Origin of the sequence: Nostoc sp. ChiVER01 (genome assembly GCF_034531155.1) — a bacterium.
Taxonomy (GTDB): Bacteria; Cyanobacteriota; Cyanobacteriia; order Cyanobacteriales; family Nostocaceae; genus Nostoc.
In genome coordinates this window covers 183,934-208,472 of the sequence record NZ_JAVRBS010000003.1, presented here as the reverse complement: position 1 = coordinate 208,472, position 24,539 = coordinate 183,934, and the positions used below count along the sequence as shown (strand labels likewise).

The window sequence follows — 24,539 nt, the reverse complement described above, 5'->3', positions numbered from 1 at the left end:
ATTTTCTTGAAGTACTCAATTTGCAATTTATGTAGTTTATTTGTATTAAAGTATGTTACATACTTTACAATACAATTCTTAAATTGCCTATTTCGGAATTCGCTTCCAATAAGCTTTAAATAATCTTCCCCCGCTAGTGACCCCCTTGAGAATGGACTAAAGAAGAGCCAGTCTATTGAAGCCGCTTTTCCTAAATAGTTATCGTCCCAAAAGACAAAAATTTCTTAGACTGAAGTAAAAATATACATCTAATACCAATTCGCAATGGGCTTCGCCCCGCTACGCTAACGCAATCGCAATTCAACAACGCCAAATAATTTTTATATGCAGATATTGACCTTGGAATAAGATTGATATTTTGTATAAATTTTGATATTAGTAACAAAGAGAATGGGAGATGGGGTAAAATTTAGTCCCTATTCCCCATTCCTCATTTTCTCTAAGCTCGTCCCGCAAGTCTGGCAACTACTGTAGCTAACTCAGCTGCCTCAATAGGTTTAGGCAAATGTAGCTGATAACCTTCTTGTATAGCTCGCATCCGATCCTCTGCTCTGGTATAGGCTGTTAATGCTGCGGCGGGAATATTTCCCCCTAGTTCTGGTGATTGCGATCGCACTTTGCGGATCAAAGAATAACCATCCTCATCGGGCATACCAATGTCGCTAACTAAAACATCTGGTTTCCACTGTGTAATTACCTGCAATGCTTCTGCAACTGATGCTACAGCTTGAACTTCGGCTTGGTACTGTTCGAGGATTGTGGTGATGAAATCACGGCTATCGACTTGATCATCTACAACTAGCACGCGTACACCAAGGAGCGAGAGAGGGATAGAGAGAGGTAAAGGGGCAATGGGGTAGAGGGGCGGACTCTTCAGAAGTGGTAGTTTGACTGTAAACGTCGTCCCTTGTCCTTTGCCTGGACTATTTGCGTAAACAGTACCGCCATGTAATTCTACCAAATTACGCGTGATCGCTAATCCTAGTCCCAATCCACCATAGGTTCTAGTGCTAGAACTATCAGCTTGACGAAAGCGATCAAAAATGTAAGGAAGAAAATCAAGGCTGATACCAATACCTGTGTCAATTATCTGAATCTGAGCGTATTTATCTGTTGTGTCTTGTTTTTCTTGACTAGTAACTACAGACAATTGCACCTCTACCCGTCCTCCTGTGGGTGTGAATTTGATGGCATTGGACAGTAGATTCCAAATTATTTGCTGTAAGCGCTCAACATCACCGGATACTAAGAATTGAGAATTTTCGCCCAACATGGTTTGGGATTGTGATTCTCTTGATTTTAAATTTTCGTGATTGATTCCTAGTTCCAAATCTGAATTTTGCGTTTCTTTTGAAGGAATAAGGGAAAATCTTAAATTGATTTCTTTGGATTGGGCGGCGAGGCTAACAGTCTCTAGGCTCGACTCAATTATTGGAACCAAATTACAAGTACTGACATTGAGACGTAATTTGCCTCGCATCATCCGTGATATATCCAGTAGGTCTTCAATTAGCTGGGTTTGTGCCTTCGCATTGCGTTCAATTGTCTCCGTAGCCCTAGCTATCAGGGTTTCACTAAGCTTACTTCGTTGCAGTAGTTGCGCCCAGCCAAGAATGGCATTGAGAGGCGATCGCAATTCGTGGGATAATATTCCCAGAAACTCATCCTTCATCCGGTTAGCCTCTTGCAACTGTTCAGTTTGTTGTTGCAAAGAAGCAATTAAACTAGCTCGTTCCATTGCGATCGCTATCTGGTCACATACTGCTTGCATCATTCCCTTTTGATTTTCGGTGAAGCTTAACCGAGTACGGCTGCCAAAAGAAAGAGTACCCAACAGCCGTCCTTGGGCGATCAATGGGTATGCATAATAAGCAGTAATCCCTAAAGAGCGAATCAATGCGGTTTGCGCCTCAGTGGATTGCTGCACATTCTCTACAGCTAGGGAATTGCGTTCTTGCGCTACAGTACCGCAAACCCCTTGATCTAATGGCAAGTACTCAATTTCCTTTGCTATCTCTGGAGAAATACCACTGTAAGACCCCAACCGCATTACCTGAGAGTTATCCTCAACCAAATAGTTCAAATAAACTTCTATTCCAATTTGCTCTCTTAGTTTTTGGTAGACGCTATCGATTAGTAGTACTGGTTCCTGGCTTGAGAGTAAATCGTTGGCTGTGTCAAATAGTAGCTTTAGTCTTTTGTAACCTAACGAGAGGGCTTTTTCTGCCTGCTTGAGGTTGCTTATCTCTTGGAACACCAAGATACAGGTAGCCGGATGACCGTGCATTGCTGGCAAAGTATCAGCAAATACCAATAGAGAGCGCACACCACCAGGGGTGTGCCAGTCTACTTCCAACCCATTCAAGCGTTCGCCAAGGGCAACCCGCACTCCTGGCATTTGTTCATTGGGGATGCGATCGCCAGCCGCATCTGTATAGTGGTAGACTGTATGATACTCTGCGGCTGGTACACCTTTGGGAAATTCACCCCCAGCTAATTCGTTAGCAGAACGATTGGCAAAAGTTACCCGCGCCGTTCCTGGTTCAATAAACAACAACGGTCTTGGCATCAGATTTAAGACATCCTCTAGCCATTTTTGCTGATTTAGAAGTGCTTCCTCTGCCTGCTTGCGCTGCGTAATATCTAAAAATGCACCAACGCTTCCTCTGGTTTTACCCTCTTCGTCAAACAAAGGTGCAACGTACTCCAATAGATTGACGATTTTTCCATTTTCATGGACAACATCGAGTTCACAACCTAGAACTTCAATACCATGAGTTGCGGAGTATTGCATTGGGAGTTCCTCTGCTGACAGTTTCCTTCCCTGGCAGTAGACTTTAAAGCTTGTCAGTTTTTCGTTCAAGGGAGCGCTGAGGGAAGCATTTGTGTCTGACGATATTCCCAACTGATTGGCAAAAGCAGGGTTAACCTTGATATTTTGGCATTCTGGATCTTCGGCAATCCCAATTCCAATCGGAATTACATCTAACAGAGTTTGTAACTCAGTAATGCGGCGCTGTAAATCCTTGTTTAGTTGTAAGATTTTTTCCTTAGCTACTTTTTGTTCGCTGATGTTGCGAGTCACAGTTGCTAAGGCAATTGGCTGACCTGTCTTCTTGTCTGTAACAGTGAAGATATTGTAATCAACTGGTATGGCTTGACCTGTTTGGAGATGGCAAAAGCAGAATTCTCCTTGCCAGCGTCCTTCTAATAGCACAGTCGGCAATATATATTGTTGAAAATAGGCTTTGTCTTTGGGCATGAAGTAATCTAATATTGCCTTTTGCCTGACTTCATCAAAACTGGAAAGCCCTACCAGCTTTTGGCCTGCATCATTTATGTAGAGTAATTGACCATCAAGAGTGCCGATGCCGATAAAGTCAGAGCTATTTTCTACCAGCGATACTAATTTTTGTTGTTCTGCTTCTGCTTGCTTGCGATCGCTCAAGTCGAGGATAAACGCTACCGACTCGTCGCGGTTTTCTCCTAGCAGCACGTAACCAACTAAAACGGGAATACGGCTACCATCCTTGCGAATATATTCTTTCTCGTAAGGCGTACAAATAGCGTTGGTATTTCCCTTGGCTTCGGCGACACCTCGCTCATCCAAGTATAAATACTCTGGTGGTGTGATATTGCTCCAACTTAACCTACCTTCTAACAAATCCTCCCGCGTGTAACCAATCATCCTCAAGAATTCGTCGTTTGCCTGTTGGATACCCCCATACACATCGCCAAACAGAATACCGATGACGTTAGAATCTACAAAACTTCCCAGTTTAGCTTCATAAGTTCTAAGTGCTTTTTGGGCAAGATCACGCTGATTGCTAAGGCGTTCAATAACCCTAGCACTTTGCCAAATCAAAATAGTAAAAATCACAATCAGGACGATCGCAAATACCGATATTGCAAAAGCCGGATCGTATTGTCCTGCCCGTTGACCTTCAACAATTAGCCATCCCAATATAGAAGGTACTGCGATCGCAGCAATTAATAAACGACGTGCAAGTAAGCCGCCATAACTATCACTTGTAACTACCCTCATTAGCCCCTGGTCTGACCGCGCCCACAGAACGCCCATACTTAATAAGCTGAACAACACCGCCGTGTGTAAAGCCATTGATGTTGTATAAGGGGCAAGTCCGTAGAGAACTTTCACTTTGTAGGCATAGCCCATCAGCGCTTGAAAGGAAATTAAAGTAGCTATCAGAGCTATAATCTGAGCATACCAATAACTGCGGTGGGTTTTTGGATGAATCAAAATCTGTAGGGCAACGCTAACCAGCATAAAGTTCAGTGCTGTGTTCGCCCCCATTCGCCCTGGATACAATGTCGCTATGCTAGTTGACAAATCACGAAACAGTAGCTCGTCAATACCGAGATTCCAGCCAAATAGATATTCACAAAGTGTAAGCGCAGCTATTGTAGTGACAGCTATTGCACAGACTCTAGAAATTAAAAGGGAACTATGAAAGGAATTTTCAATTGTTTTTTCCTCTCTGCTCCCCTGATTTGTTGCTTTTAAAAATAGCCAGAGCGACATACCACACAGCACAAAACAGAGCGCTGTATTTACTTTCATTGTGGCAGGACTACCAGGGAAGCCACGCTTAAGAACTTCAATGCCAAGACACCAACCAACTACTACCAAGCTGCCAACAAAAACAGCGATCGCACTTGCGACTTTAGGGACAAGTGAATTTGTAGTGATTTTAGATATATCTTGCAGCCGCAAGCGGTTAATATTTAACATTGATTGTTCTCTAACCGCATCTATTTAGCGTAGTAAACTTATCTATTTCTTACGGTTTAACTTTTTCTACCCCTTGTATTGTATGTTTGTCCTTGACTTGCTTTTCATCTATCTCTATGCATATTTTTTATTGCACAATTTAGAGTAGGAAATAATGGTGGTTTTTTAAACCACCTTTGCGAGTATTTCAAAATTGCAGAGTATGTCGCTTACCATCATCTTGGAAACGTTGCTCTCCAACCCCAACAAATTCTACAATTACTTCGCGTGGTGGAGGTGTCCATTCTCCCATTCTCGCTCCAATTTCAACTACTGTTTGGTTTGTCTGTGTAAACACGCTTATATCTGTTAGCGAAAAATTCTTATCTAAATACTCTTTTGTCTGTCCATCATCTTCAAATAGCTGATATTCGTTATTACCAGGCCAAATCCGTAATCGGATCTCATCGAGTGGCGCTTGATCAACGTATTGCTTGACAGGTTGCATGGGAATTATCGCACCACCACGGACATACAGTGGCATTCTTTCTAGTGGGGCATGAGCAAGAATGTGAATCGGGCCTTCGTAGCGATCGCCACTCCACCAATCATACCAAGTGCCAGCAGGTAAGTAGACAGCTCGATGTTCAACTCCAGGGCGGTAAATTGGTGCAGCCATCAGCGATGCACCTAGTAATACTTGATCGTAGAGGCTATAGGTTTTCAGATCGTTAGGGAAGTGGTACAATAATGGTCTTAAAATCGGTGCGCCTGTTGTTGCCGCTTCCCAGAAAAGACTATAAATATAGGGAAGTAATTGGTAACGTAGATTAATGTATTCTCGACAGATATTTTCAACGCGATCGCCAAATACCCAAGGTTCATGACGAGCAGTAGACATTGCCGAGTGACCGCGCATCAATGGATAAAGCATTCCTACCTGCATCCACCGAGCGAATAATTCAGCTGTGGCGTTACCAGCAAACCCGCCAATATCGCAACCCACAAAACCCACACCCGAAAGTCCCATATTGCAAAGCATCGGCAGAGACATTTCTAAATGCTCCCACAACGATTGGTTATCCCCCATCCACACAGAAGACCAGCGTTGCACACCAGCATAACCCGATCGCGTTAACACAAACGATCGCTCCGAACCTCGATGCCGTTCCAACCCTTCATAGCAAGCTTTAGCCATCATCAACCCATACAAGTTATGCACTTCCGTATGAGTAACAGACACAGAGATATTCTCCTTGTCCCCTTGTCCCCTTGTCCCCTTGTCCCCTTGTCCCTCATCACCCCCCTGCGGTGCATCTAGGGGAAACCAAATCTTTTCACCATCATCGCCGAAAGGGCGATCGTTTATGGCAGGTTCATTCATATCATTCCAAATGCCCGCCACACCAACATCAGTTAAGCTTTTGTGTAAATCAGCCCACCAGTTAGACACATCAGGACGCAAAAAGTCAGGAAAAACAGCTTTCTCAGGCCAAACGTAGCCGTGGAACAATGCACCATTAGCTTTCCGCACAAAATAGTCATTTTCTAAGCCTTGGTCAAAAACATGATAATTACCTTCTGGTTCATACTTCACACCAGGATCAATGATTGTAACTGTTTTGAAACCATCCTCTGCTAAATCACTAATGAGTTTTGCTGGATTAGAAAAGCGTTGAGGACTCCAAGTAAATACCCGATAACCCCGCATATAGTCGATATCCAAGTGAATAACATCGCAGGGAATGCGACGCTGACGGAATTCTTGCGCTAGTTCCCGCACAACGGTTTCTGATTCATAACTCCAACGACATTGATGATAACCCAGCGCCCATTTCGGTGGTAATGGCATTCTCCCGGTTAATTGAGTGTAAGTTTCCAAGATTTGGGCAGGTTCGGGGCCATAGATAATGTAATAATCTAATTCACCGCCACGAGTTTCCATCTTCCAAATACCTGGCTGTTCAGCACCGATATCAAATTGACTCCAAAAAGTAGTGTTGAAAAAGATGCCATAGGCTAACTCTGGACGCAAAGCCATAAAAAATGGAATTGCTTGGTACATTTCATCAGTCAGTGCATCATAATCTAAGGCATCCGTTGTCCAGTTGGTTTTGACTTCGCTGAGTTTATCCAGAAAGCCTGTGCGTTCACCAAAACCATAGAAATGTTCATCGGCTGCAATTTCTTTCCATCCTGCAACTGTACCCATCCGCCAACCTATACCCATCTCTGCATCTTGGGCAAAAGGGCGATTAGCTTTGTCGAAACAGACGATGCGACACTTTTCTCGCTGGACACACACACGAATCTGTGCTGTTTCAATTTCTACCGTTGCTTCATTTTCTTGCACTGTAAAAGGTGTTGTTGCCCATTCTGCATCATCTGGCGTTACTGCCCAAGAACGCCGAGGCATAAATTCTCCAGTTGGTGCGAAACGCACGCGGAGTAAATTGGGCGCAAGTACGCTGATAGTAAGGCGTGAGTCGCCACAGTCAAAATTAATAATATTATTGTCGGAAGTTACAGCTTTTACATTGCTAAGAGTTGTCCAAGGTTGGTTAGTAGTGGGTAGTTTTCCGAAATATTGCGGCATATCAGTTATTTAGCAGGTAAACACTTGTCCGCATTCATGATTACAGAGATATTCACCATCAAACTCTTTCTTTCGCTAGAGGTTGGGTGAAAAATTAGCAGATATTTTTAGCAGCAGGAGTTCATCAACAGCCTCTGTAAGTTATCACAACCTAGCTCCGGTAAGGCGTTGTGTCTATTTACTATCTAATACTAGTGGAAACTCCTGATTGCAGGCTGGTTGTAGTTAATATTGGCTGCAACACAATGATAGTTGCTCTCTAGTCCTAGTCTACAAATACCGCAAATAACAGGTTTTAGCAATTAGTATTGCTGGTAGCTACATTATTTGTATGGTGTTGAATTACGATAAAAAATTAGTGATAATTTTTGCAATTCCTGCAACATGGCTATAAAGTAACCCATGTCCAGCTTCTTTAATAATTTTAAGTTTTGAACCAGAAATTTTGTTATTCAAAATATTACTATTGATAGGAGGAATGATCAAATCGCTATCTCCAGTCATAATTAAGGTAGGTGCTTGAATGCCTTGCAATAAATTGCATGTATCGTGGGCATGATGCGCCTGTAATTGCCTTATATAAGCATCTGATTGGCTGTGATAGGGTGAGGTTTTTGTGAAAAAACTTTCTATTTTTTTCCGGTTATTAGAGATAGCTAAGTATGATGCCGGAAAAAGAAGATCCAAAAAATCTCCTTGAATATTTGGATTAAAATTGCTACAATCGCCACCAGCCATTGTGCAGGTCAATATCAATTTATTTAACTTGGTAGGATGTCTCAAGGCAAACTGTTGAGCAATCATGCCACCCATACTATATCCTAAAATATGAGCTTGTGCTATTCCTAAAGCATTAAGCAATCCTGCTACATCATTTGCCATATCAGCAGTCGTGTAATTGTATGTTGACTGGCTTTTTGTTCTTCCAGAATCGCGGTTGTCAAACAGAATGACTTGGTAATGTTTTGCCAGCTCATCAGTGAACATATCTCCCCAGTCTAAAAGGCTGAAGCTGAAGCCCATAATCATGAGTAGCGGATAACCATTGCCTTTCATCTCGTAGTAGATGCTAATATCTCCAACTTGAATTTCTGGCATTTGAAGATTAAAAAAGATAAAGAATAGGAAAATATAATAATTAGCTTTTCAAATATTTTTGAAAGCTATTACATAGAAGATTTTAGTCAAATTAACCTCATGCTGAGTGGCAATTTTTTATTAATATAAAAAACTTAATATTACTAAATTTAATTAAAAGAGAGTGCAGGCAACCACAAATATTTAACACTTATAGCGTTTTACAATTCGTGTGACATCATATTTCCGCCTTATTCAAACCAAGTTACTATATATCCTGCGGCTTCTCGTCTAATGACTTTAATTCATCTAGGCTGCAACGCAAACGTGGGTTGTCAGGGTCAGTCAAATCTAACTTATCCCAAGGTACTGTATAACCACTGTAGATTTTATGCGCCCCTAGTAGACGCAAAATTCCTAACCCAATTGTCCAAGCAGATAACCGTTCTAACACCGCAGCATAACCGACAAGATATTCCTTAACAATCCATTCTTCACCTTGTTGTTCGGCGCGTACTTCCTCAATGCGTCCAACGGCTTTACCAGTTGAGTCTAATACTGGTTTACCCAGCAGCAATTCTAGATGAATTTCACGAGTTGCCATTATCCCCCTCCTGGAATTCGTGCGATGATGCGATCGCGCAGCCATTTTTCATACCCTAAAGCTGGTGTTGCTTCAGCTTCAACATCCACTTCAACATCAATACCAACATCCCGCACTTTTGACCACGGAATCCGAAATGGTTCACTTTGTTTAGCGCCCCATTTACTTGCAATTGCTGCTACCAAACGTGCCAAACGGGGATTTAGCCGTTTACTAAGGGTTGTCACACCTACTTCAATATAAGCAAGTCGTGATGGTTCGCTATCGCGTAACTCCATCACAATGCCATCGACTTTACCCATCTTGCGTTGATTACGGTCAACTAATTGGTTATCAAGAACATCTCTGATAATATCCATTTTCTACCCTCCAATAATTTCTAATGGAATAGCAACGATCGCTAAAACAAATGTCAGCGCGATCGTAAAAATGACAACACTGTTACTAATCCATCCATTACGATACTTGCCAACGTATAATTCATCATTCATCAAAACCAAAAAAGGTATAATTACAGGCGGTAAAATCACTGCTGTAATCGCCATTGAAAACAAAGTTAATTGCAACGGATCGATACCAAATACCATCAGTAATGAGGCGAGAAAGACAAACACGGTGTAAACTAAACTAAAACGTGCAGCATCTTTTGGTTTAAGATTTTCGCCCCAATTCCAACCAAAAGCTTGAGCTACAATATACGCTGTGTCGAGGCTTACCTCCAGTGCTGCACCAAAGCAAGCAATCCCTAAAGATGCTGCGAATAGCACAAAGCCCCAGTAACCAAAAGTTTCTGTCAACATCAGCGCCGCCTGTTCATAGCTATCAACCTGGATACCTTTGGGATTGAGTACCAGTGCTGCCACAATCAACACTCCCAGTGATACGATACTACCAAAGCCCATCCCCAAACTAGCGACGGCGCGATTCACACCGATATACCCTTCATCCCACTTATCTTCTACTGCACCAGATGAGTAGAAATAAAATAAGTACGGGCTAATCAATGCACCCAAAATGCCAACAGCAAGGTATAAATAATGTGCGGTGTCTTGTTGCGGCACAGTTGGCAACAAACCAGAACCAATTTTTGTTAAAGATGGATGCAGCTTAAAAGTAGCAACAACAAAGACTAGTGTGATTAATCCAAAAAAAGAAATCCCGTTTTCAATTAATCCAAATGTCCCTTTCCAAAGTAGCAACCAAATTGCAAAGGCTACAGGTAAAGCAAACCACTGGAAACTAATGCCTGTTACTAATTGCAGGGCGATACAAACACCACCAATTTCGGCTGCTAAAACCAGAAAATCAACGACAATTTCTGCAACTAGTGGAATAATATAAAAGTTGAATCCAAATCGTTCTCGCACTGCCGCAGCTAATGTATGTTTGCTAACTGCTGCTAAACGTCCAGACATTTCCACCAGAAAAATTACACAAATTGTCCCTAAGACAATTGCCCAGATTAGTTGAAAGCTATAGTTAGACCCAGCTTCCGCAGCAGTAGCGATCGCACCTACATCTAGAAACCCACCAATACTGGTAACAATCCCAAGCGCGATTTCCAAAATTTTATTCATTGGTTTGCCCTGCTACTTTTCTTTAGCTTGTTTAGCGAGCGTTCTTCTATTGCTAGTTCTCCAAGCTTTTGCTGTACCTCTAAACGATTTTTTTGTCCTACAGCCCTAGACATTGCTTCTGTTTTATTTGTTAACTGTATAACTTCACCTAATAGTACTGATTTATCATCCTGTGTTACATCTTTAGATAATTTTATTTTGTCTATTTTATCTTTTTCTTTTTGCAGTTCTTCTGTAGCTTTTTTCAATGTTTGTTCAGCATAATTATTTGGTATAACATTGCGTATCCAGGCATCACCAACCATATTTACTGTTGCTACCCAAGAAGATATATTTTGTGCTTCTTTGTCCATATCTTCTACGGAAGTTTTACCACTGCAAGAAGCTAACAATGTCAGTATTAATAAACAATTAATTACAGATTCTAATTTACCAGCCTCTGGCATTTATAGACTCTCCATAGCTAATACAAATATATTTTTTCTCGCCACCTCGGCAATAGTGTACATCTATCTAAAGAAATATTTTGTAAAATATTATTTCAAAATTTATTGTATTAACGGAAATCCACTTCAAAAAGGAGGATGTTACTTGCATCTCTAGTAAATTATGACTGTTCTAAGGTCAAAGGTTTTATAAAATACTCTAAATCTTTTTGAGATATACAAATATTTAGCAATTCCATCCCCTACAAAGCATATTTTGATGTATATCATGATGCAGATACATTATTTACAATTAATAGTCTAGGCTTATACAATAACAAGCTGGAATACACATCTTAGCTTGGTTGTAGGAAGGTTGAAAGACATACAAAGGCACAATCATAGAAGGAGAAATATTTTGATATTTCCCTTCTAGTTTCCCATTTTTCTTACCTTCATAACCTTCTTTCCAGCAGAATTAAGTTAGGCTTAAAACTCTAAAAATATGCAAAATGACTCTGGTAAAACTATTTCTATTTGGATGACAACGGCAGAAGTACCAGAGCAACCAGTGCTTACCGAAAATACTCATGCAGATGTGTGCGTTGTCGGTGCAGGGATAGCAGGGATGTCAACTGCCTATATGTTAACCCGCGCAGGTAAATCAGTAGTTGTGCTGGATGATGGCCCCATTGGTGGCGGTCAAACAGCAAGAACAACAGCACACGTATCGAATGTGCTAAGTTATCATTACTACGAACTGGAGCAAATGCACGGTAAAGAGGGTGCAAAACTGGTTGCTCAAAGTCATACAACAGCAATTAATACTATAGAGGCGATCGCTACCCAAGAAAACATTAACTGTGACTTTGAGCGACTTGACGGCTATCTTTTTCCGCCAGACTTGAAATCAATAGACGAGATTCAGCACGAGTTAGAAGCAACACACCGAGTTGGACTAACTAATGTTGAAATGGTGAAGAAAGCTCCGTTAACTGGCTTTGATACAGGAGTGTGTCTACGCTTTCCCCAACAAGGGCAATTTGATCCATTAAAATATCTAGCTGGACTTGCAGAAGCCATAGAACGGCGTGGGGGTAGAATTTATACGGGGACACACGTAGAAAAAATTCAAGGTGGTTTACCCGCTCATGTTGAGACAAGTAGTGGTAAAGTTGTCACAGCCGATGCTGTGGTAGTAGCAACTAACTCACCCATCAGTAACTTAGCTACTATGCACTTCAAGCAGGCTCCATACATCACTTTTGTCATCGGTGCAAAAGTGCCTCGTGGTTCTGTTGCCAAAGCGCTTTATTGGGATACCCTTGACCCCTACCACTACGTAAGATTACAAAATATCGACGAAGAATATGATGTATTAATTGTTGGTGGCGAAGACCATAAAACCGGACAAGCTGACGATGCCGATGCTCGCTATGCCAGACTCCAAACGTGGACGCGAGAACGTTTCCCAATGGCACAGGAGATTTTATTTCGCTGGTCGGGACAGGTAATGAATTCTGATGATGGTATTGCCTACATTGGTAAAAACCCTTTTGATGAGCAAAACGTTTACATCGTTACTGGTGATACAGGCATAGGAATGACCCACGGTGCGATCGCGGGGATACTGTTAACTGACTTGATTTTAGGGCGAAATAATAGCTGGGCACAACTTTATGACCCATCGCGTGTGAGACTTGGTGGAGTCGGTGATTTTATCTCTGAGAATCTTAACGTTGCTGCCCAGTATTTAAAGTGGGTCACACCAGGCGATGTTGATTCCGTTGAAAAACTTGCTCCCGGTACAGGTGCAGTGGTACTACGTGGTTTGACAAAAGTCGCAGCTTACCGAGATGAAGATGGTACACTGCACGAACATTCGGCAATCTGTACTCACCTCAACTGTATCGTCGCTTGGAATTCCTCAGAAAAGACCTGGGATTGCCCATGTCACGGTTCGCGGTTTGATACGCAGGGAAAAGTAATCAACGGTCCAGCAATTAATGGGCTGACACCACTGGAAAACAAGTAAAAAGTGGAGAGTAAAGCTTTAATCTCACTCAAAAAAACGGCATTGCTGAATCATGGGATGATTTAGCCCAATTTTGAACGAATTTTCGTGTTTGCATAAATAATTTGCTTAACCAGAGTTACTACACTCTACCCCCCAATCTTCCTCCTCGCTTGCGGGGAAGGGGTTCTTCACGTTTAAAAAGTAATCAAGCGGACATGATACGAGAGGTCAAATATTCATAAATATTTTATTGAGTGGGCAAACAGCCCACTTTTTTATTGTCAATCTCGTAAATATACGGGAACTTCTTTTTCTTGGTTATGGTCACTTGATACCACCTTAAACAGCAAGCAGGTTCTCACTGTAATCCATCAAGCTTAGACGTAGCCCAACCCAGGTATCGCAAGTCCTTTATATCTAATGTAACTTACCCTGACTCTTCGACATACCATAGTTCGCATCTAAAGGTGCTTACATTTACTGCTATCTATTACCAGCTTCTCTTAAATTGTCTTTATATATACAATAATTATAATTTCTTAGTCAATTTAACGCAGACTTAAAATACTTTCAAATCTCGACATGGATGTTTCCTCATAGAAAAATTTTGCATTAATCAACCAAATATTAGCATAATTCTTTATATATCCACTAAAACTTTATGATAGCTATATCAAACGGCACATTAAAGATTTTTGCGACCAAAACCCTATATACTAAATTAGACTTTGATAAATTTGAGAGTTTTGTTAATTGCAACACCAAAAACTATTAATTTTTAGATGAAATACTAGCGTATCTTATAGTCTATAGTTTTTAAGGTTTAGTCAAAACTATATCCAGTATCATCAAAAAACTGCAAACTTCATGTGGTGCAAAAATCAATCGGGGAGTGAAAACATGAATTTACGTAGAGATGCATTGCAAATCCTCAAAGAAACTAGCCGAACTTTTTATATTCCAATTAGTGTTTTACCGCCAGGATTACAAGAAGCAGTAGCATCAGCATATTTGTGTATGCGTGCCATTGATGAAATAGAAGATCATCCCGAATTAGATAACGCTACTAAAGTAAAGCTGTTAAGAACGATTAGCTTGACATTACAGGCAGGGGTTGATGGCTTTGCGATAGATGCTTTCTTGGCAGGATTTAGTGGGTATGAGAATACCTTAGAAGAAGTCACAGTGAGGATTAGAGAATGGTCGATACTAGCACCAGAGACCATTGCGCCTCGAATTTGGGATGCCACTGCTGCAATGGCAGACCGGATGGCTTACTGGGCTGAAAGAAACTGGAAAATTTATACAGAATCTGATTTGGATCGTTATACCTTTGGGGTTGCAGGTGCAGTCGGATTGTTACTATCAGACTTATGGACTTGGTACGATGGAACACAAACTAACCGTACCCAGGCGATCGGGTTTGGTCGGGGTTTACAAGCAGTTAATATCCTGCGTAACCACACTGAAGATTTAGGGCGTGGGGTAGACTTTTTCCCAGAAGGTTGGAGTGCAGAAAATATGCAAGAGTATGCCCGGCGCAATCTAGTCTTGGCAGAAGCTTATACCAAAAACCTTCCTACTGGCCCAGCCTTAGATTTTTGCCAAATTCCCTTAACGCTGGCTAATGGCACTCTTGACGCCCTTGCTAGTGGTAAAGAGAAACTCAGTCGCAGTGATGTTTTTGCACTTCTCGAACAACTGATTAGTGTAAATATGAAAGCCAGCTAATAGTCTTTTAACGATTAATGGAGATGATTCTAAATTGCCTCCAAACTTGGGCATCCAAAATTCTACAGCGATTTTCTGTAAAGGAGTTAGTGTGGTCTTATATCAGGTTCGGTTAAACACTTATAATATCTGTAGGTTAACGAGCCACTGCCCCCTTGCGATTTCTCGACAACCAAAAAAACAGCGTTTTAAAAACATAGACCCGAACGCGAACAGCGTCTAGTAAAGAAGGGTTTTACGCAGGAGAGTAACCCAACATTTTATCCTTGTTGATGTTGGGTTTGACTACCCTATTCTTACGGGGATCTTGCTAAAACCCAACTAACCTACATTGATAAATTTTTTTATTATAAGTTATCACCCGAACTTGATATTTATCATCTCTTGGTGCTAGCCTCTCCCCTACCCGTTGTAGATATAGGTCAATAGCGCAGCATTAGCTCTGCGCTATTAGCCCAAGTCGCTACTTCGACTTCGCTCCAAAAATAATTTAGATACTATTTAACATTCTAAGTATAATAATTTTTTTAATTTGCAACTAATTTACGTAAAATTAGCTAAACTTTAAATAATCTTCAAAGCATTTCCAGCAAAAATTACCTGGCAAGAGTTGATTAATATCTAAATAATTGAAAGAGAGTATAACAACTCACCGTGATTCTTCGTGCAGCGAGTTGACAGTGCATGAGCTACTGCTTAAATCCTATCTGTCCCAATCCAGAAAATTTGGTATATAGCCAAAGGTGCCAGTCTTGTGGCTCGCAACTACTGTTGCGCGAGCGCTATCAGGTGATCAAACCATTAGGTCAAGGTGGCTTTGGAGCTACCTTCTTAGCCAACGATCAAGGCTTACCAGGAGAACCGAGTTGCGTAATCAAACAATTACGCCCATCAGGAAGCGCCCCACACGTTTTACAGATGGCTAGAGAACTCTTTGAACGAGAAGCCAAAACTTTAGGGAAGATTGGCAATCACCCACAAGTACCAAGACTGTTAGACTATTTTGAAAATCATGAACAATTCTATTTAGTTCAAGAATACATCAGTGGTAATACCTTACAGGAAGAGATCAAACTTAACGGCATCTTAAGCGAAACTGGAGTCAAGCAATTTTTGAGCGAAATTTTGCCACTATTGCAATACATCCACGATCAAAAGGTAATCCACCGTGATATTAAGCCAGCCAACTTAATTCGCCGTACTCAAGATGCCAGAATGGTACTCATCGACTTTGGTGCCGTCAAAAACCAAATCAGCCAAGGTGCAGTAAATCAATCAGGACAAACAGCATTAACTGCCTATGCCATTGGTACTCCTGGTTTTGCACCTCCAGAGCAAATGGCTATGCGTCCAGTCTACGCCAGTGATATCTATGCACTGGGGGTGACATGCATTTATCTACTGACTAACAAAACTCCTAAAGATTTAGATTACAATCCCAACACTGGCGAGATAATGTGGGAGCAACTTGTGCAAGTGAGTGACCACTTGGGCAATGTATTGCGAAAAATGTTGGAGGTGTCTGTACGTAATCGCTATCAATCAGCGACAGAAGTTCTCAGAGCATTGGAAATAGAACCATATTTAGAAAGTTTAGCAAAAGGTTTATTAATTAAATCAGATACTGGGTCTAAAGAGCGAACACACAACCATCTGGAAAATTCTGCTGTTTTATGTAACAACTCTTCTGCTGCTACTAGTACAGGAGTGGCACAGGTAGCGGCAGCAATTCGCGCTAGACGAGCCAAGGCAGAAGCAGCTGGAGCGCACCAAGGTTCTGGGATGGCCAAATCAACGACTTTTGTTAACAGCAACAGTAATAGTTTACAAGCTAAAACTTCTAAAGTTGAGCGTAAATTAAATACCCAAAGTTTATTAACTGCCTATCAGAAAGGAAGACGGGATTTTGCTCTACACAATTTAAATTTGCTGGATCTGCAAGGTGCTGACTTATCCCAAACAAATTTCCATTCCACTCAATTGCAAAAAACCAATCTCCAGGGAGCTAATCTTCACAATAGTGACTTTGGCAGAGCCAGTCTCACTCGAGCAAATCTCAAGGATGCTAATCTGAGCAAAGCATACCTTAACCATGCTGATTTAGAAGGGGCAGACCTGCGAGGCGCAGACCTCAGCAATGCTTGCCTTAGTAATGCCAACCTCCGAGGAGCTAATCTGTGTGGTGCTAATCTCACCAGTGCCAAAATTTCTGATGAGCAGCTTGCACTAGCAAAAACAAACTGGATGACCATCCGCCCCAATGGGAAACGAGGCTTGTTGTAAATTGAAAGTTTAAATTTGAGAGTTACTTGCTTACCCTGCCTCTCAGACTAGTACCGCAAGGCGGAAATAAACTTACTATTTTATTACAGCCAGAAACCCCAAAATTAAAATGTATGTGACTTTTGGCTTTTGACTTCCACCTTGCGGTACTAGTTCCCTCTTTTTTAAGGGTGCTTAGGACAAGTCCTAAACTCAACTGTATTAGACATCTCCGAAAATGAATTGTTTTGATGTTGCCATGCAACGTCTCTACAAGGGTTTCAGGTAACGCATAATTTATTTCTGGAGTATCTATTGTTTTACAAAGCTGACAAGCCTTCTATTTTCTTATGAGCTTAGATAAATTAGCCCTTATTCTGATCAAGAAAACTCAGATTTATTCAGAACTGACCAAATAGATATGATATAACAATCCTATTTAACTTGGAAAAATTGCAACCCAACCCGCAGATCCCTGACATCGTAAAAGTTATCGGGGATCTTGTTGATCGCAAATAATTCAGGCTTATTATAGCTGGGTTGAACGATAGTCTAGTCATCGCTCTTGCAAATGTCAATAACTATCCTATTTTCCGGTAAAAATACGTAGATAGCTGGCAATTTTTAATTAAATCTTTATAATTATTATCTATTACAAATAACAAATGATTATTTACAATAAATAATAAAGCATCATAATACTTTTTTTTAGATGTTTCCATGCTTTTCATGGCTAGAAACAACAGGGAATCTCGTTTTTAAAAACTGTAAAATCTAACGTTCTTAAGCCATTCAAGTTTTCAGATGGTAGCGGAAAGTTAAAAATTAATTATCCCTGGTCGTAGGCTGAAGCAGAATATTCACAACCGGAATCAGGTAATACAAGGTTTACGTATAATGACTGACTTTGCACAAACAGAAATAGAACGGAGATTAAGTTTATATCAGGTATTTCTTAAGTTATATGAACACCATAGTGACCTTTTAGATGAAATTCTTCAGCTAGAAAACCTATCTCAACCGTCGTTGACGAGAGGGAAGGCATCTTACATACATGGTGTAGTGGATACTTCTGCTGTTTATTTGATGACTAATTTGGGTGACAATCAGACCCAAAGTTTACGGCAGCCACAGCAAATCTGGACAATAGGTCGTAATCGCAGCAGTGGTATTTGTATTGTTGATAGTTATATGTCTCGTCGCCACGCTGCTATTCAATATATTGATGATCAAGGCTTCTACTTTATAGACTTCAACAGTACCAATGGCTCATTTGTGAATGGTGATCGCACTTTTGGGCGGATCAAGCTTAAAGATGGCGATCGCATCCGTCTAGGTAGTATGACTTTTGATTTTTTCATGAGTTCTACCTGCCGCGTGTTGCCAACTGTAGCAATGGAGTTATTGATGCAACTTATACATCGAAAAAGCAATAATCAAGTAGAAATACTCACTTATTTCTGTAACAGACCAAAACTTTTGACTGAAAAACTAGATGATAATTCAGGGATTTTCAGAAATCCTGGATTAGTTGAAAAGCTTGAAGATTCTTATGACAACTTTAGTTCAGAACAGAAATCAGAAATTTTAGACCGCTTTTTTAGCAGACAAATACCATAGAATCCCTGCTAAAAAATTGGAAATTATCGCAATTTTCAATTGCGTGAACTATACACAATTCGCAGGGGCACAATATAAAATTTTTGTGCCTCTTCTTTTAACTGATTCCAAGGACAAACGTCATAAAAATAAAATGATTGCTCATCATATAGTGGCAATCATTTTCTAAGGCTTGCTATAACTCATCAATACTTTAAAAAACGTGGGTTAGCTATCTATGTAACCCACTACATATTAAAGTTGCAGATGAATAAATCTGCATTCCTTATTCTTCTGGCTCTAAATCGACTTCTTCGTCTTCATCGTCTTCACTAGCTTTAGCTACGGAGTTAGCAGAAACAACAGCGCCTTTATCTAGTTTTTCGCGCACCAGTTTTTTCATTTCGTCAGCAAATTCAGGCTTTTCTTCTAGATACTTAATGGCGTTGTCTCTTCCTTGGGAGATATTATCGCCATTGTAACTATACCAAGCTCCTTTGCGAACAATAATGCCAGTTTCTTCGGCTAGGTCAACAAGACAACCCAAGGTAGAAATACCTTTACCAAAAATAATGTCGAATTCAGCGATTCTGAAAGGCGGCGCTACTTTATTTTTAGCGACTTTGACTTTAACGCGATTACCAAATTCATCAGTACCTTTTTTCAAGGTTTGAATTCGGCGAATATCCAAGCGCACCGAAGCGTAAAATTTCAATGCGTTACCGCCTGTAGTCGTTTCTGGGCTACCGTAGGTAACACCGATTTTTTGCCGTAACTGGTTGATGAAAATTACTGTACAACCAGATTTACCGATATTGCCCGTAATTTTACGTAGGGCTTGGCTCATTAATCGCGCTTGCAGACCAACGTGCGCGTCACCCATATCGCCTTCAATTTCAGCACGGGGAACCAGTGCTGCTACTGAGTCAATGACTACAATATCAACCGCAGCAGAACGAACAAGCTGATCGACAATTTCCAAAGCTGATTCGCCTGTGTCAGGTTGGGAAATCAGCAAATTGTCAATATCTACACCCAATGCCGCAGCATAAGTAGGATCAAGGGCGTGTTCTGCATCAACAAAGGCAGCAATACCGCCATTTCTTTGCACTTCGGCGAGCGCATGTAGCGCTACTGTAGTCTTACCAGAACTTTCCGGGCCATAAATTTCAATTACCCGCCCCTTGGGTAAACCACCACCCAATGCTAAATCTAGAGTGAGCGCCCCACTGGAAATTGTCTCCACCCGCATCCGGGTAGCATCGCCCAGGCGCATGATTGCTCCTTTACCAAAGCTGCGCTCAATCTGGTTAAGCACCATAGTTAGCGCTTTTTGCTTGCCTGAAGTATCGGTGTTGATAGCCATTCCTGCGTCTAATGCCTCTTAATATATGGTTTTAAGGAGTGTTGCTCTGGGAGTTTGAGTAGAACAGATATACTATTTTAACCAGAAAATCCTGGAATAGGACTTCTCAAATCAAAAAAAGGGTGTAATAAGATCGTAACTCGATCGCTACCAGATTAGGGTAGTCTTGCACAATGATACCAACTTGCATTCAGAGATAGTTTTTTTTGACTGGGTAAGCAAGGGGTTTTCAACAAAAAAATAAATTACCTAAATAACACTGTGAGTAAAACCAGACTCGTGAGCATTTGCGGAGGTTGCTAAATTACGAGCGATCGCCCATGCCAATCAGCATATTATCTCCCCTAGAGTAGCGGTTTTTTGCGCCCAGTTGATAAAAAACCTTACAAATATGTACCTTTTAGCGTTTTTTTCTGCGTCAATTTTTTCCGTTTTCAAAAAAGTGACGCAGTTTTGACGCACTTATTCAGAACTTACGCAAAGATTACGATTTTACGTCATTACGAGCGTTGGCGTAGCCTCTCGTAGAGAAGCGAAGTAATCGCAAAGGCTTATTTTATGTCACGAGTGCGTAAGTCCTATTATTATCAGAAATTTTCCTAATAATGTATATTTAGAGTTAAAAACTATCAATTCTTTACGCTGTCTACTTTAAAGCCTATTGTTTCTACTTGTTTATTGAGAATACCTATTTTACCGCGATCGCACCCAATCACCAAAAACAAACCCCGTGCTAGCGAGGTAAGACTGGGTGTAATTTGGGGGTGTGGGGAGAATGGAGTTCTATTTAAAGTTTTGTAATAGGGTTGAAAATTTTTAGTATTTATTCATTTTAATTTTATTAATGCAAGTATAACTCAATCAAAAAGAAAGTCTGAAATGATTAATACTTTGACTGCTCGTAAAATTAGAAAGGCTACAAACCGTTTTGTTATTGGTACTGCGGCAATGGCTGTTGCTTGCAGTGGCATTGCTTTAACTCCAACTACGGCTGATGCCGTTATTAGTTACTATTCATGTAGTAAAGGAGGTTTTACAGGCACAATTGTAATCGATCATACTCCCTCTGGAAGATTTCTAGGCCCAGTAGTAAGAATCAACTATAAAATTAACAAGGGACGTAATAGCGGCGGTAATAAAGCAAATGTTTATTACGTTGACGACGGATTTCTACCTCAAACAAGATTCAATACCGGAGATGCAGGCATCCAAGATAATAATCAACATTACTTAGGTGGCCCCTATAGAGCGGGTGGACAAGGAATTAATGCTAGGTTCGTTTTTGATAAAAGCTTCGCTTCTGATCCTAGTTGTTCAATCAGAATTCAGTAGATCACAAAGTTTTCCAGAAGTCTTACCAGTCATTTATTTGTGGTGCTATTGAAAGCAATAGGTTGTTTGTAGTTAGTTATCACTTAAAGACAATTTAATTGTATTATCAGCTAATTGAGTTCAAATCGTTATTGGCTAAGGGTTACAGGTTCTACAGTCTGATAACGATTTGAAAACGATTTGATGCTCAGGTGTTGGGAGCGGCGGCATTGTCAATGCTGTCACAAGTTGGGGGAGAATCTCGAGAAATGAATCTATCCTGAAATTGGGCTTAAACAGGCACAGAACAAGGATTAAGAGGGTATTACACTGGTTAGACAACATCCCCCAACAAACAGCTAACACAGAATAAAAAACTTAAGAAGAGTTATCTGCTAAAATATAGTCAAAATGTCTAAAATAGTCACAATTACTATGCAGACCTACACTCTAACTGATGCTCGCAACAAACACGGTGAGGTTTTTGACAAGGCTGCTACTGAGCCAGTTCTATTAACCAAGCAATCACGGCCTAGCCATGTGATTATTTCAGCAGAGAGCTACCAAAAATTAATTAATCGGTTGGAAGAATTAGAGGATATGGTTTTCGGTCAAGCTGCTGAAGTTGCTCTAAGTCAGTCCAAGTTCTATTAACCAAGCAATCACGGCCTAGCCATGTGATTATTTCAGCAGAGAGCTACCAAAAATTAATTAATCGGTTGGAAGAATTAGAGGATATGGTTTTCGGTCAAGCTGCTGAAGTTGCTCTAAGTCAGTCCAAAATGATTGGTACAGAGGCATTTACATCTGCACTAGAGCATTTAGCTAATGGCGAAGCTTGATGGTCTAGCAACTGTTCTTGATTTTCTCAACGGTTTACAGCCTAAAATAGCAGCACAGATTGCAAAAAAGGTTTTGGCTTTGAATGTTGAGCCATTACCCACTGATAGTAAGCAGCTATCGGGTTATCAGGATTTATATCGAATTGATAGTGGTGAATATCGAATTATTTACAGGCGTTTTCCTGAGCAAGATTTAGTAGAAGTGATTTTAGCTAGAGTGGTAAAACTTGCTAGAGTAGATTTTTAACGATTGAAATAGGCGTAAATAGGTAAACCAAAATTTTCAATAATAACGAATTTACTACGTTTAAGTTTTTGCTCTAGCTAGCTTTGCCACTCTAGGATTTTAGTCGGTAAGCGCAATGATGATGATGTTTACAAAAGATTGAACCGTTTATTAGGTTAACCTTTGGTTTTTATTAAAATGCTAGAATCGCTCCAGATAAATGCTTTCAGGCATCTTTGATGACTTTCGACCTTCCCGACTCTCTGATTCTCAATACTGCACTTTCAGTTTCTGGATTAACTGACTATATCCGCTTGCTGTTAGAGCAAGATGAACAATTACGGCAAGTTTGGGTAACTGGCGAAGTTTCCAGTGCTAACCACCATCGCAGTGGTTTATTTTTTACGCTGCAAGATACCGATCGCACCGCCGGAATTAAGTGTGTGGTATGGAATAGCCAATTGCCAAAACTCGCCCAGATACCCGTTCCTGGCGAACAGATAATCATTTTGGGTAGTATTCGCCTATATCCGCAACGGGGAGAGTATCAGTTATCAGTTTGGCAGACTCTACCTGCTGGTGTTGGTTTACAGGCGTTGCGCTATCAACAACTAAAAAATCGCTTGCTGGCTGAAGGGTTGTTCGACGCGCAAAGAAAGCGATCGCTCCCAACTCATCCCCAAACGATCGCTGTTGTCACTTCACCAACGGCTGCTGCTTGGGGTGATATTCAAAAAACTCTTAGACAAAGGTATCCAGGTTTACAGGTTTTATTTTCTCCCGCAACAGTACAAGGTGAGCAAGCGCCGGAATCTATCGTTAAAGCTATTGAACGGGTAGAAAAAGATGGTCGCGCCGAAGTGCTAATTTTATCGCGGGGTGGTGGCGCTGTTGAAGAGTTGGCTTGTTTTAATGATGAACGAGTGGTGCGATCGCTAGCTACTTGTTCCATTCCTGTAATTACTGGTATTGGCCATCAACGAGATGAATCTTTAGCAGATTTAGTTGCAGATGCTTGTGTGCATACACCGACTGCGGCGGCAGAAAGAGTTGTGCCATCACTTTCAGAGTTGTATACTCAGCATCGGGGGCGAGTTATGGCTTTACATGAGGCAGTGCATGACTTTAGGGAAAATGCTGAGAATAAACTGCAAGTATTACGAAATCGTTTGCGACGTTTGCGTTTAGATCGGCAAGTGCAGCTGGAGGTAGACAAGTTAGGTTGGAAGCGTCAGCATTTGGTGCAAATTACGATGGGGCGATCGCAGCAAGCAACGCAGCATTTAGAATTATTGCGGCAAAAGTTAGCTAGTCTTGACCCGAAAGCAGTGTTGCAGCGTGGTTATGCGGTGGTGAGGCAAGAAGATGGGGCGATCGCTCGTTCTGCGGCGGAGTTGACTGTGGGAGAAGATTTGTTGATTCAGTTGGGGCAAGGTGGGGTTAAAGTGAAGGTTATGGAAGTAAACGAACCGCCCTCTGGGTTCACCAGTCGCTTACGGCGGGAAACCCGCCTACAGCGCTGATTCACTAAGACGCCAAGGACGCCAAGAGTTGAATGGTTAAACGCAAGAGTGCTTCTAGTTCTGAGGAAGTTTGGAATTATGAAGCAAAGGTTGCTGAAATAGAGGGAATTATCGCTCGTATTGAATCAGGTGAGTTGGAATTAGAAGCTGTATTTGAGCAATTTGCAAGTGCTGTTGAGTATTTGCGTCAGTGCGAAAGTTTTTTGCAGCAGCGACAGCAACAGGTAGAGTTGTTGATTGAAACCTTAAGTGATGAGTAGGAGCGAGAGTTTGCTAGTAGGCTTCTTTGGGTTTAATATTATGTCCGCTTGATTACTTATTAAACCCGAAGAACCTCACCCCGCCAAAGCTGTGCTTTGTCTCCCCTCCCCGCAGGTCTACGGTGTACACACAAGTCAAATGACCCCCCTTAATCCACTCTTATAAAGGGGGGAAACAGCGATCTAGTTCCCTTTCCTTGACAAGGCTACTGTGTACACACAAGTCTTTTAAAGTTACTGCCTAACATAGGGTAGGTTAATTTTTGCAGGTCGATGCAACAAAGGTACAAGTCAATGCAACAAAGGTACAAGTCGATGCAACAAAGGTGCAGGTCAATGCAACAAAGGTGCAGGTCAATGCAACAAAGGTGCAGGTCAATGCAACAAAGGT

Annotated in this window: 18 protein-coding genes; 10 read left to right on the top strand and 8 right to left on the bottom strand. The window is 41.1% G+C overall.

Annotation, left to right across the window (positions count from 1 at the left end):
- Window positions 1–439: 439 nt before the first annotated feature.
- The 7 genes from RMY00_RS05475 to RMY00_RS05445 form a co-directional block, all read right to left on the bottom strand.
- Complete coding sequence (locus RMY00_RS05475; protein WP_322646580.1) at window positions 440–4,753, bottom strand: PAS domain S-box protein; 4,314 nt, start codon at window positions 4,751–4,753, stop codon at window positions 440–442.
- Window positions 4,754–4,940: 187 nt separating this feature from the next.
- Complete coding sequence (locus RMY00_RS05470) at window positions 4,941–7,328, bottom strand: glycoside hydrolase family 31 protein (RefSeq protein WP_322646579.1); 2,388 nt, start codon at window positions 7,326–7,328, stop codon at window positions 4,941–4,943.
- 342 nt (window positions 7,329–7,670) lie between these two features.
- A complete protein-coding gene (locus RMY00_RS05465) occupies window positions 7,671–8,426 on the bottom strand; it encodes an alpha/beta hydrolase (protein ID WP_322646578.1) in 756 nt (251 codons plus the stop codon).
- 247 nt (window positions 8,427–8,673) lie between these two features.
- The gene (locus RMY00_RS05460) at window positions 8,674–9,009 is read right to left on the bottom strand and encodes a hypothetical protein (RefSeq protein ID WP_322646577.1); all 336 of its coding nucleotides are present in this window, start codon (window positions 9,007–9,009) and stop codon (window positions 8,674–8,676) included.
- A complete protein-coding gene (locus RMY00_RS05455; RefSeq protein WP_322646576.1) occupies window positions 9,009–9,368 on the bottom strand; it encodes a hypothetical protein in 360 nt (119 codons plus the stop codon). Before RMY00_RS05455 ends, RMY00_RS05460 begins: the two co-directional genes overlap by 1 nt.
- A gap of 3 nt (window positions 9,369–9,371) precedes the next feature.
- Window positions 9,372–10,586 carry an NRAMP family divalent metal transporter gene (locus tag RMY00_RS05450; protein ID WP_322646575.1) on the bottom strand — a complete coding sequence of 405 codons (1,215 nt, stop codon included), beginning with the start codon at window positions 10,584–10,586 and terminating at the stop codon, window positions 9,372–9,374.
- Complete coding sequence (locus RMY00_RS05445) at window positions 10,583–11,032, bottom strand: hypothetical protein (RefSeq protein ID WP_322646574.1); 450 nt, start codon at window positions 11,030–11,032, stop codon at window positions 10,583–10,585. Before RMY00_RS05445 ends, RMY00_RS05450 begins: the two co-directional genes overlap by 4 nt.
- Before the next feature lie 484 nt (window positions 11,033–11,516).
- Between RMY00_RS05445 and RMY00_RS05440 the strand changes: the two genes are divergently transcribed.
- The 4 genes from RMY00_RS05440 (at window position 11,517) to RMY00_RS05425 (ending at window position 18,641) form a co-directional block, all read left to right on the top strand.
- Entirely contained in the window at window positions 11,517–13,046 is a 1,530-nt protein-coding gene (locus RMY00_RS05440; RefSeq protein ID WP_322646573.1) for an FAD-dependent oxidoreductase, read from the top strand.
- Between the two features lie 882 nt (window positions 13,047–13,928).
- On the top strand, window positions 13,929–14,759 hold the full coding sequence (locus RMY00_RS05435) for a phytoene/squalene synthase family protein (RefSeq protein WP_322646572.1): 831 nt from the start codon (window positions 13,929–13,931) through the stop codon (window positions 14,757–14,759).
- Between the two features lie 684 nt (window positions 14,760–15,443).
- On the top strand, window positions 15,444–17,042 hold the full coding sequence (locus tag RMY00_RS05430) for a serine/threonine-protein kinase (RefSeq protein WP_322646571.1): 1,599 nt from the start codon (window positions 15,444–15,446) through the stop codon (window positions 17,040–17,042).
- Window positions 17,043–17,918: 876 nt separating this feature from the next.
- The gene (locus RMY00_RS05425) at window positions 17,919–18,641 is read left to right on the top strand and encodes an FHA domain-containing protein (RefSeq protein ID WP_322646570.1); all 723 of its coding nucleotides are present in this window, start codon (window positions 17,919–17,921) and stop codon (window positions 18,639–18,641) included.
- A gap of 265 nt (window positions 18,642–18,906) precedes the next feature.
- Here the strand turns inward: RMY00_RS05425 and recA are convergent, their stop codons facing one another.
- Window positions 18,907–19,986: a recombinase RecA gene (gene recA / locus RMY00_RS05420; protein ID WP_322646569.1), complete on the bottom strand. Its 1,080-nt coding sequence runs from the start codon at window positions 19,984–19,986 to the stop codon at window positions 18,907–18,909.
- A gap of 879 nt (window positions 19,987–20,865) precedes the next feature.
- Here recA and RMY00_RS05415 point away from each other — a divergent pair.
- The 6 genes from RMY00_RS05415 (at window position 20,866) to xseB (ending at window position 24,148) form a co-directional block, all read left to right on the top strand.
- Window positions 20,866–21,318, top strand: a complete 453-nt coding sequence (locus tag RMY00_RS05415) for a hypothetical protein (protein WP_322646568.1) — start codon at window positions 20,866–20,868, stop codon at window positions 21,316–21,318.
- Between the two features lie 390 nt (window positions 21,319–21,708).
- Window positions 21,709–21,951, top strand: coding sequence for a type II toxin-antitoxin system Phd/YefM family antitoxin (locus RMY00_RS05410; protein ID WP_322646567.1), 243 nt, complete (start codon window positions 21,709–21,711; stop codon window positions 21,949–21,951).
- Window positions 21,952–21,974: 23 nt separating this feature from the next.
- Entirely contained in the window at window positions 21,975–22,139 is a 165-nt protein-coding gene (locus tag RMY00_RS05405) for a hypothetical protein (RefSeq protein ID WP_322646566.1), read from the top strand.
- The gene (locus RMY00_RS05400) at window positions 22,126–22,386 is read left to right on the top strand and encodes a type II toxin-antitoxin system RelE family toxin (RefSeq protein WP_322646565.1); all 261 of its coding nucleotides are present in this window, start codon (window positions 22,126–22,128) and stop codon (window positions 22,384–22,386) included. Before RMY00_RS05405 ends, RMY00_RS05400 begins: the two co-directional genes overlap by 14 nt.
- 218 nt (window positions 22,387–22,604) lie before the next feature.
- Window positions 22,605–23,888, top strand: coding sequence for an exodeoxyribonuclease VII large subunit (gene xseA / locus RMY00_RS05395; RefSeq protein WP_322646564.1), 1,284 nt, complete (start codon window positions 22,605–22,607; stop codon window positions 23,886–23,888).
- Window positions 23,889–23,920: 32 nt separating this feature from the next.
- A complete protein-coding gene (gene xseB / locus RMY00_RS05390) occupies window positions 23,921–24,148 on the top strand; it encodes an exodeoxyribonuclease VII small subunit (protein ID WP_322646563.1) in 228 nt (75 codons plus the stop codon).
- The last annotated feature ends 391 nt before the right edge of the window (window positions 24,149–24,539 follow it).

Coding starts and splice junctions, on each gene's coding strand:
- RMY00_RS05475 (WP_322646580.1), bottom strand. CDS start 4,753: ATGTTAAATATTAACCGCTTGCGGCTGCAAGATATATCTAAAATCACT.
- RMY00_RS05470 (WP_322646579.1), bottom strand. CDS start 7,328: ATGCCGCAATATTTCGGAAAACTACCCACTACTAACCAACCTTGGACA.
- RMY00_RS05465 (WP_322646578.1), bottom strand. CDS start 8,426: ATGCCAGAAATTCAAGTTGGAGATATTAGCATCTACTACGAGATGAAA.
- RMY00_RS05460 (WP_322646577.1), bottom strand. CDS start 9,009: ATGGCAACTCGTGAAATTCATCTAGAATTGCTGCTGGGTAAACCAGTA.
- RMY00_RS05455 (WP_322646576.1), bottom strand. CDS start 9,368: ATGGATATTATCAGAGATGTTCTTGATAACCAATTAGTTGACCGTAAT.
- RMY00_RS05450 (WP_322646575.1), bottom strand. CDS start 10,586: ATGAATAAAATTTTGGAAATCGCGCTTGGGATTGTTACCAGTATTGGT.
- RMY00_RS05445 (WP_322646574.1), bottom strand. CDS start 11,032: ATGCCAGAGGCTGGTAAATTAGAATCTGTAATTAATTGTTTATTAATA.
- RMY00_RS05440 (WP_322646573.1), top strand. CDS start 11,517: ATGCAAAATGACTCTGGTAAAACTATTTCTATTTGGATGACAACGGCA.
- RMY00_RS05435 (WP_322646572.1), top strand. CDS start 13,929: ATGAATTTACGTAGAGATGCATTGCAAATCCTCAAAGAAACTAGCCGA.
- RMY00_RS05430 (WP_322646571.1), top strand. CDS start 15,444: ATGAGCTACTGCTTAAATCCTATCTGTCCCAATCCAGAAAATTTGGTA.
- RMY00_RS05425 (WP_322646570.1), top strand. CDS start 17,919: ATGACTGACTTTGCACAAACAGAAATAGAACGGAGATTAAGTTTATAT.
- recA (WP_322646569.1), bottom strand. CDS start 19,986: ATGGCTATCAACACCGATACTTCAGGCAAGCAAAAAGCGCTAACTATG.
- RMY00_RS05415 (WP_322646568.1), top strand. CDS start 20,866: ATGATTAATACTTTGACTGCTCGTAAAATTAGAAAGGCTACAAACCGT.
- RMY00_RS05410 (WP_322646567.1), top strand. CDS start 21,709: ATGTCTAAAATAGTCACAATTACTATGCAGACCTACACTCTAACTGAT.
- RMY00_RS05400 (WP_322646565.1), top strand. CDS start 22,126: ATGGCGAAGCTTGATGGTCTAGCAACTGTTCTTGATTTTCTCAACGGT.
- xseA (WP_322646564.1), top strand. CDS start 22,605: ATGACTTTCGACCTTCCCGACTCTCTGATTCTCAATACTGCACTTTCA.
- xseB (WP_322646563.1), top strand. CDS start 23,921: ATGGTTAAACGCAAGAGTGCTTCTAGTTCTGAGGAAGTTTGGAATTAT.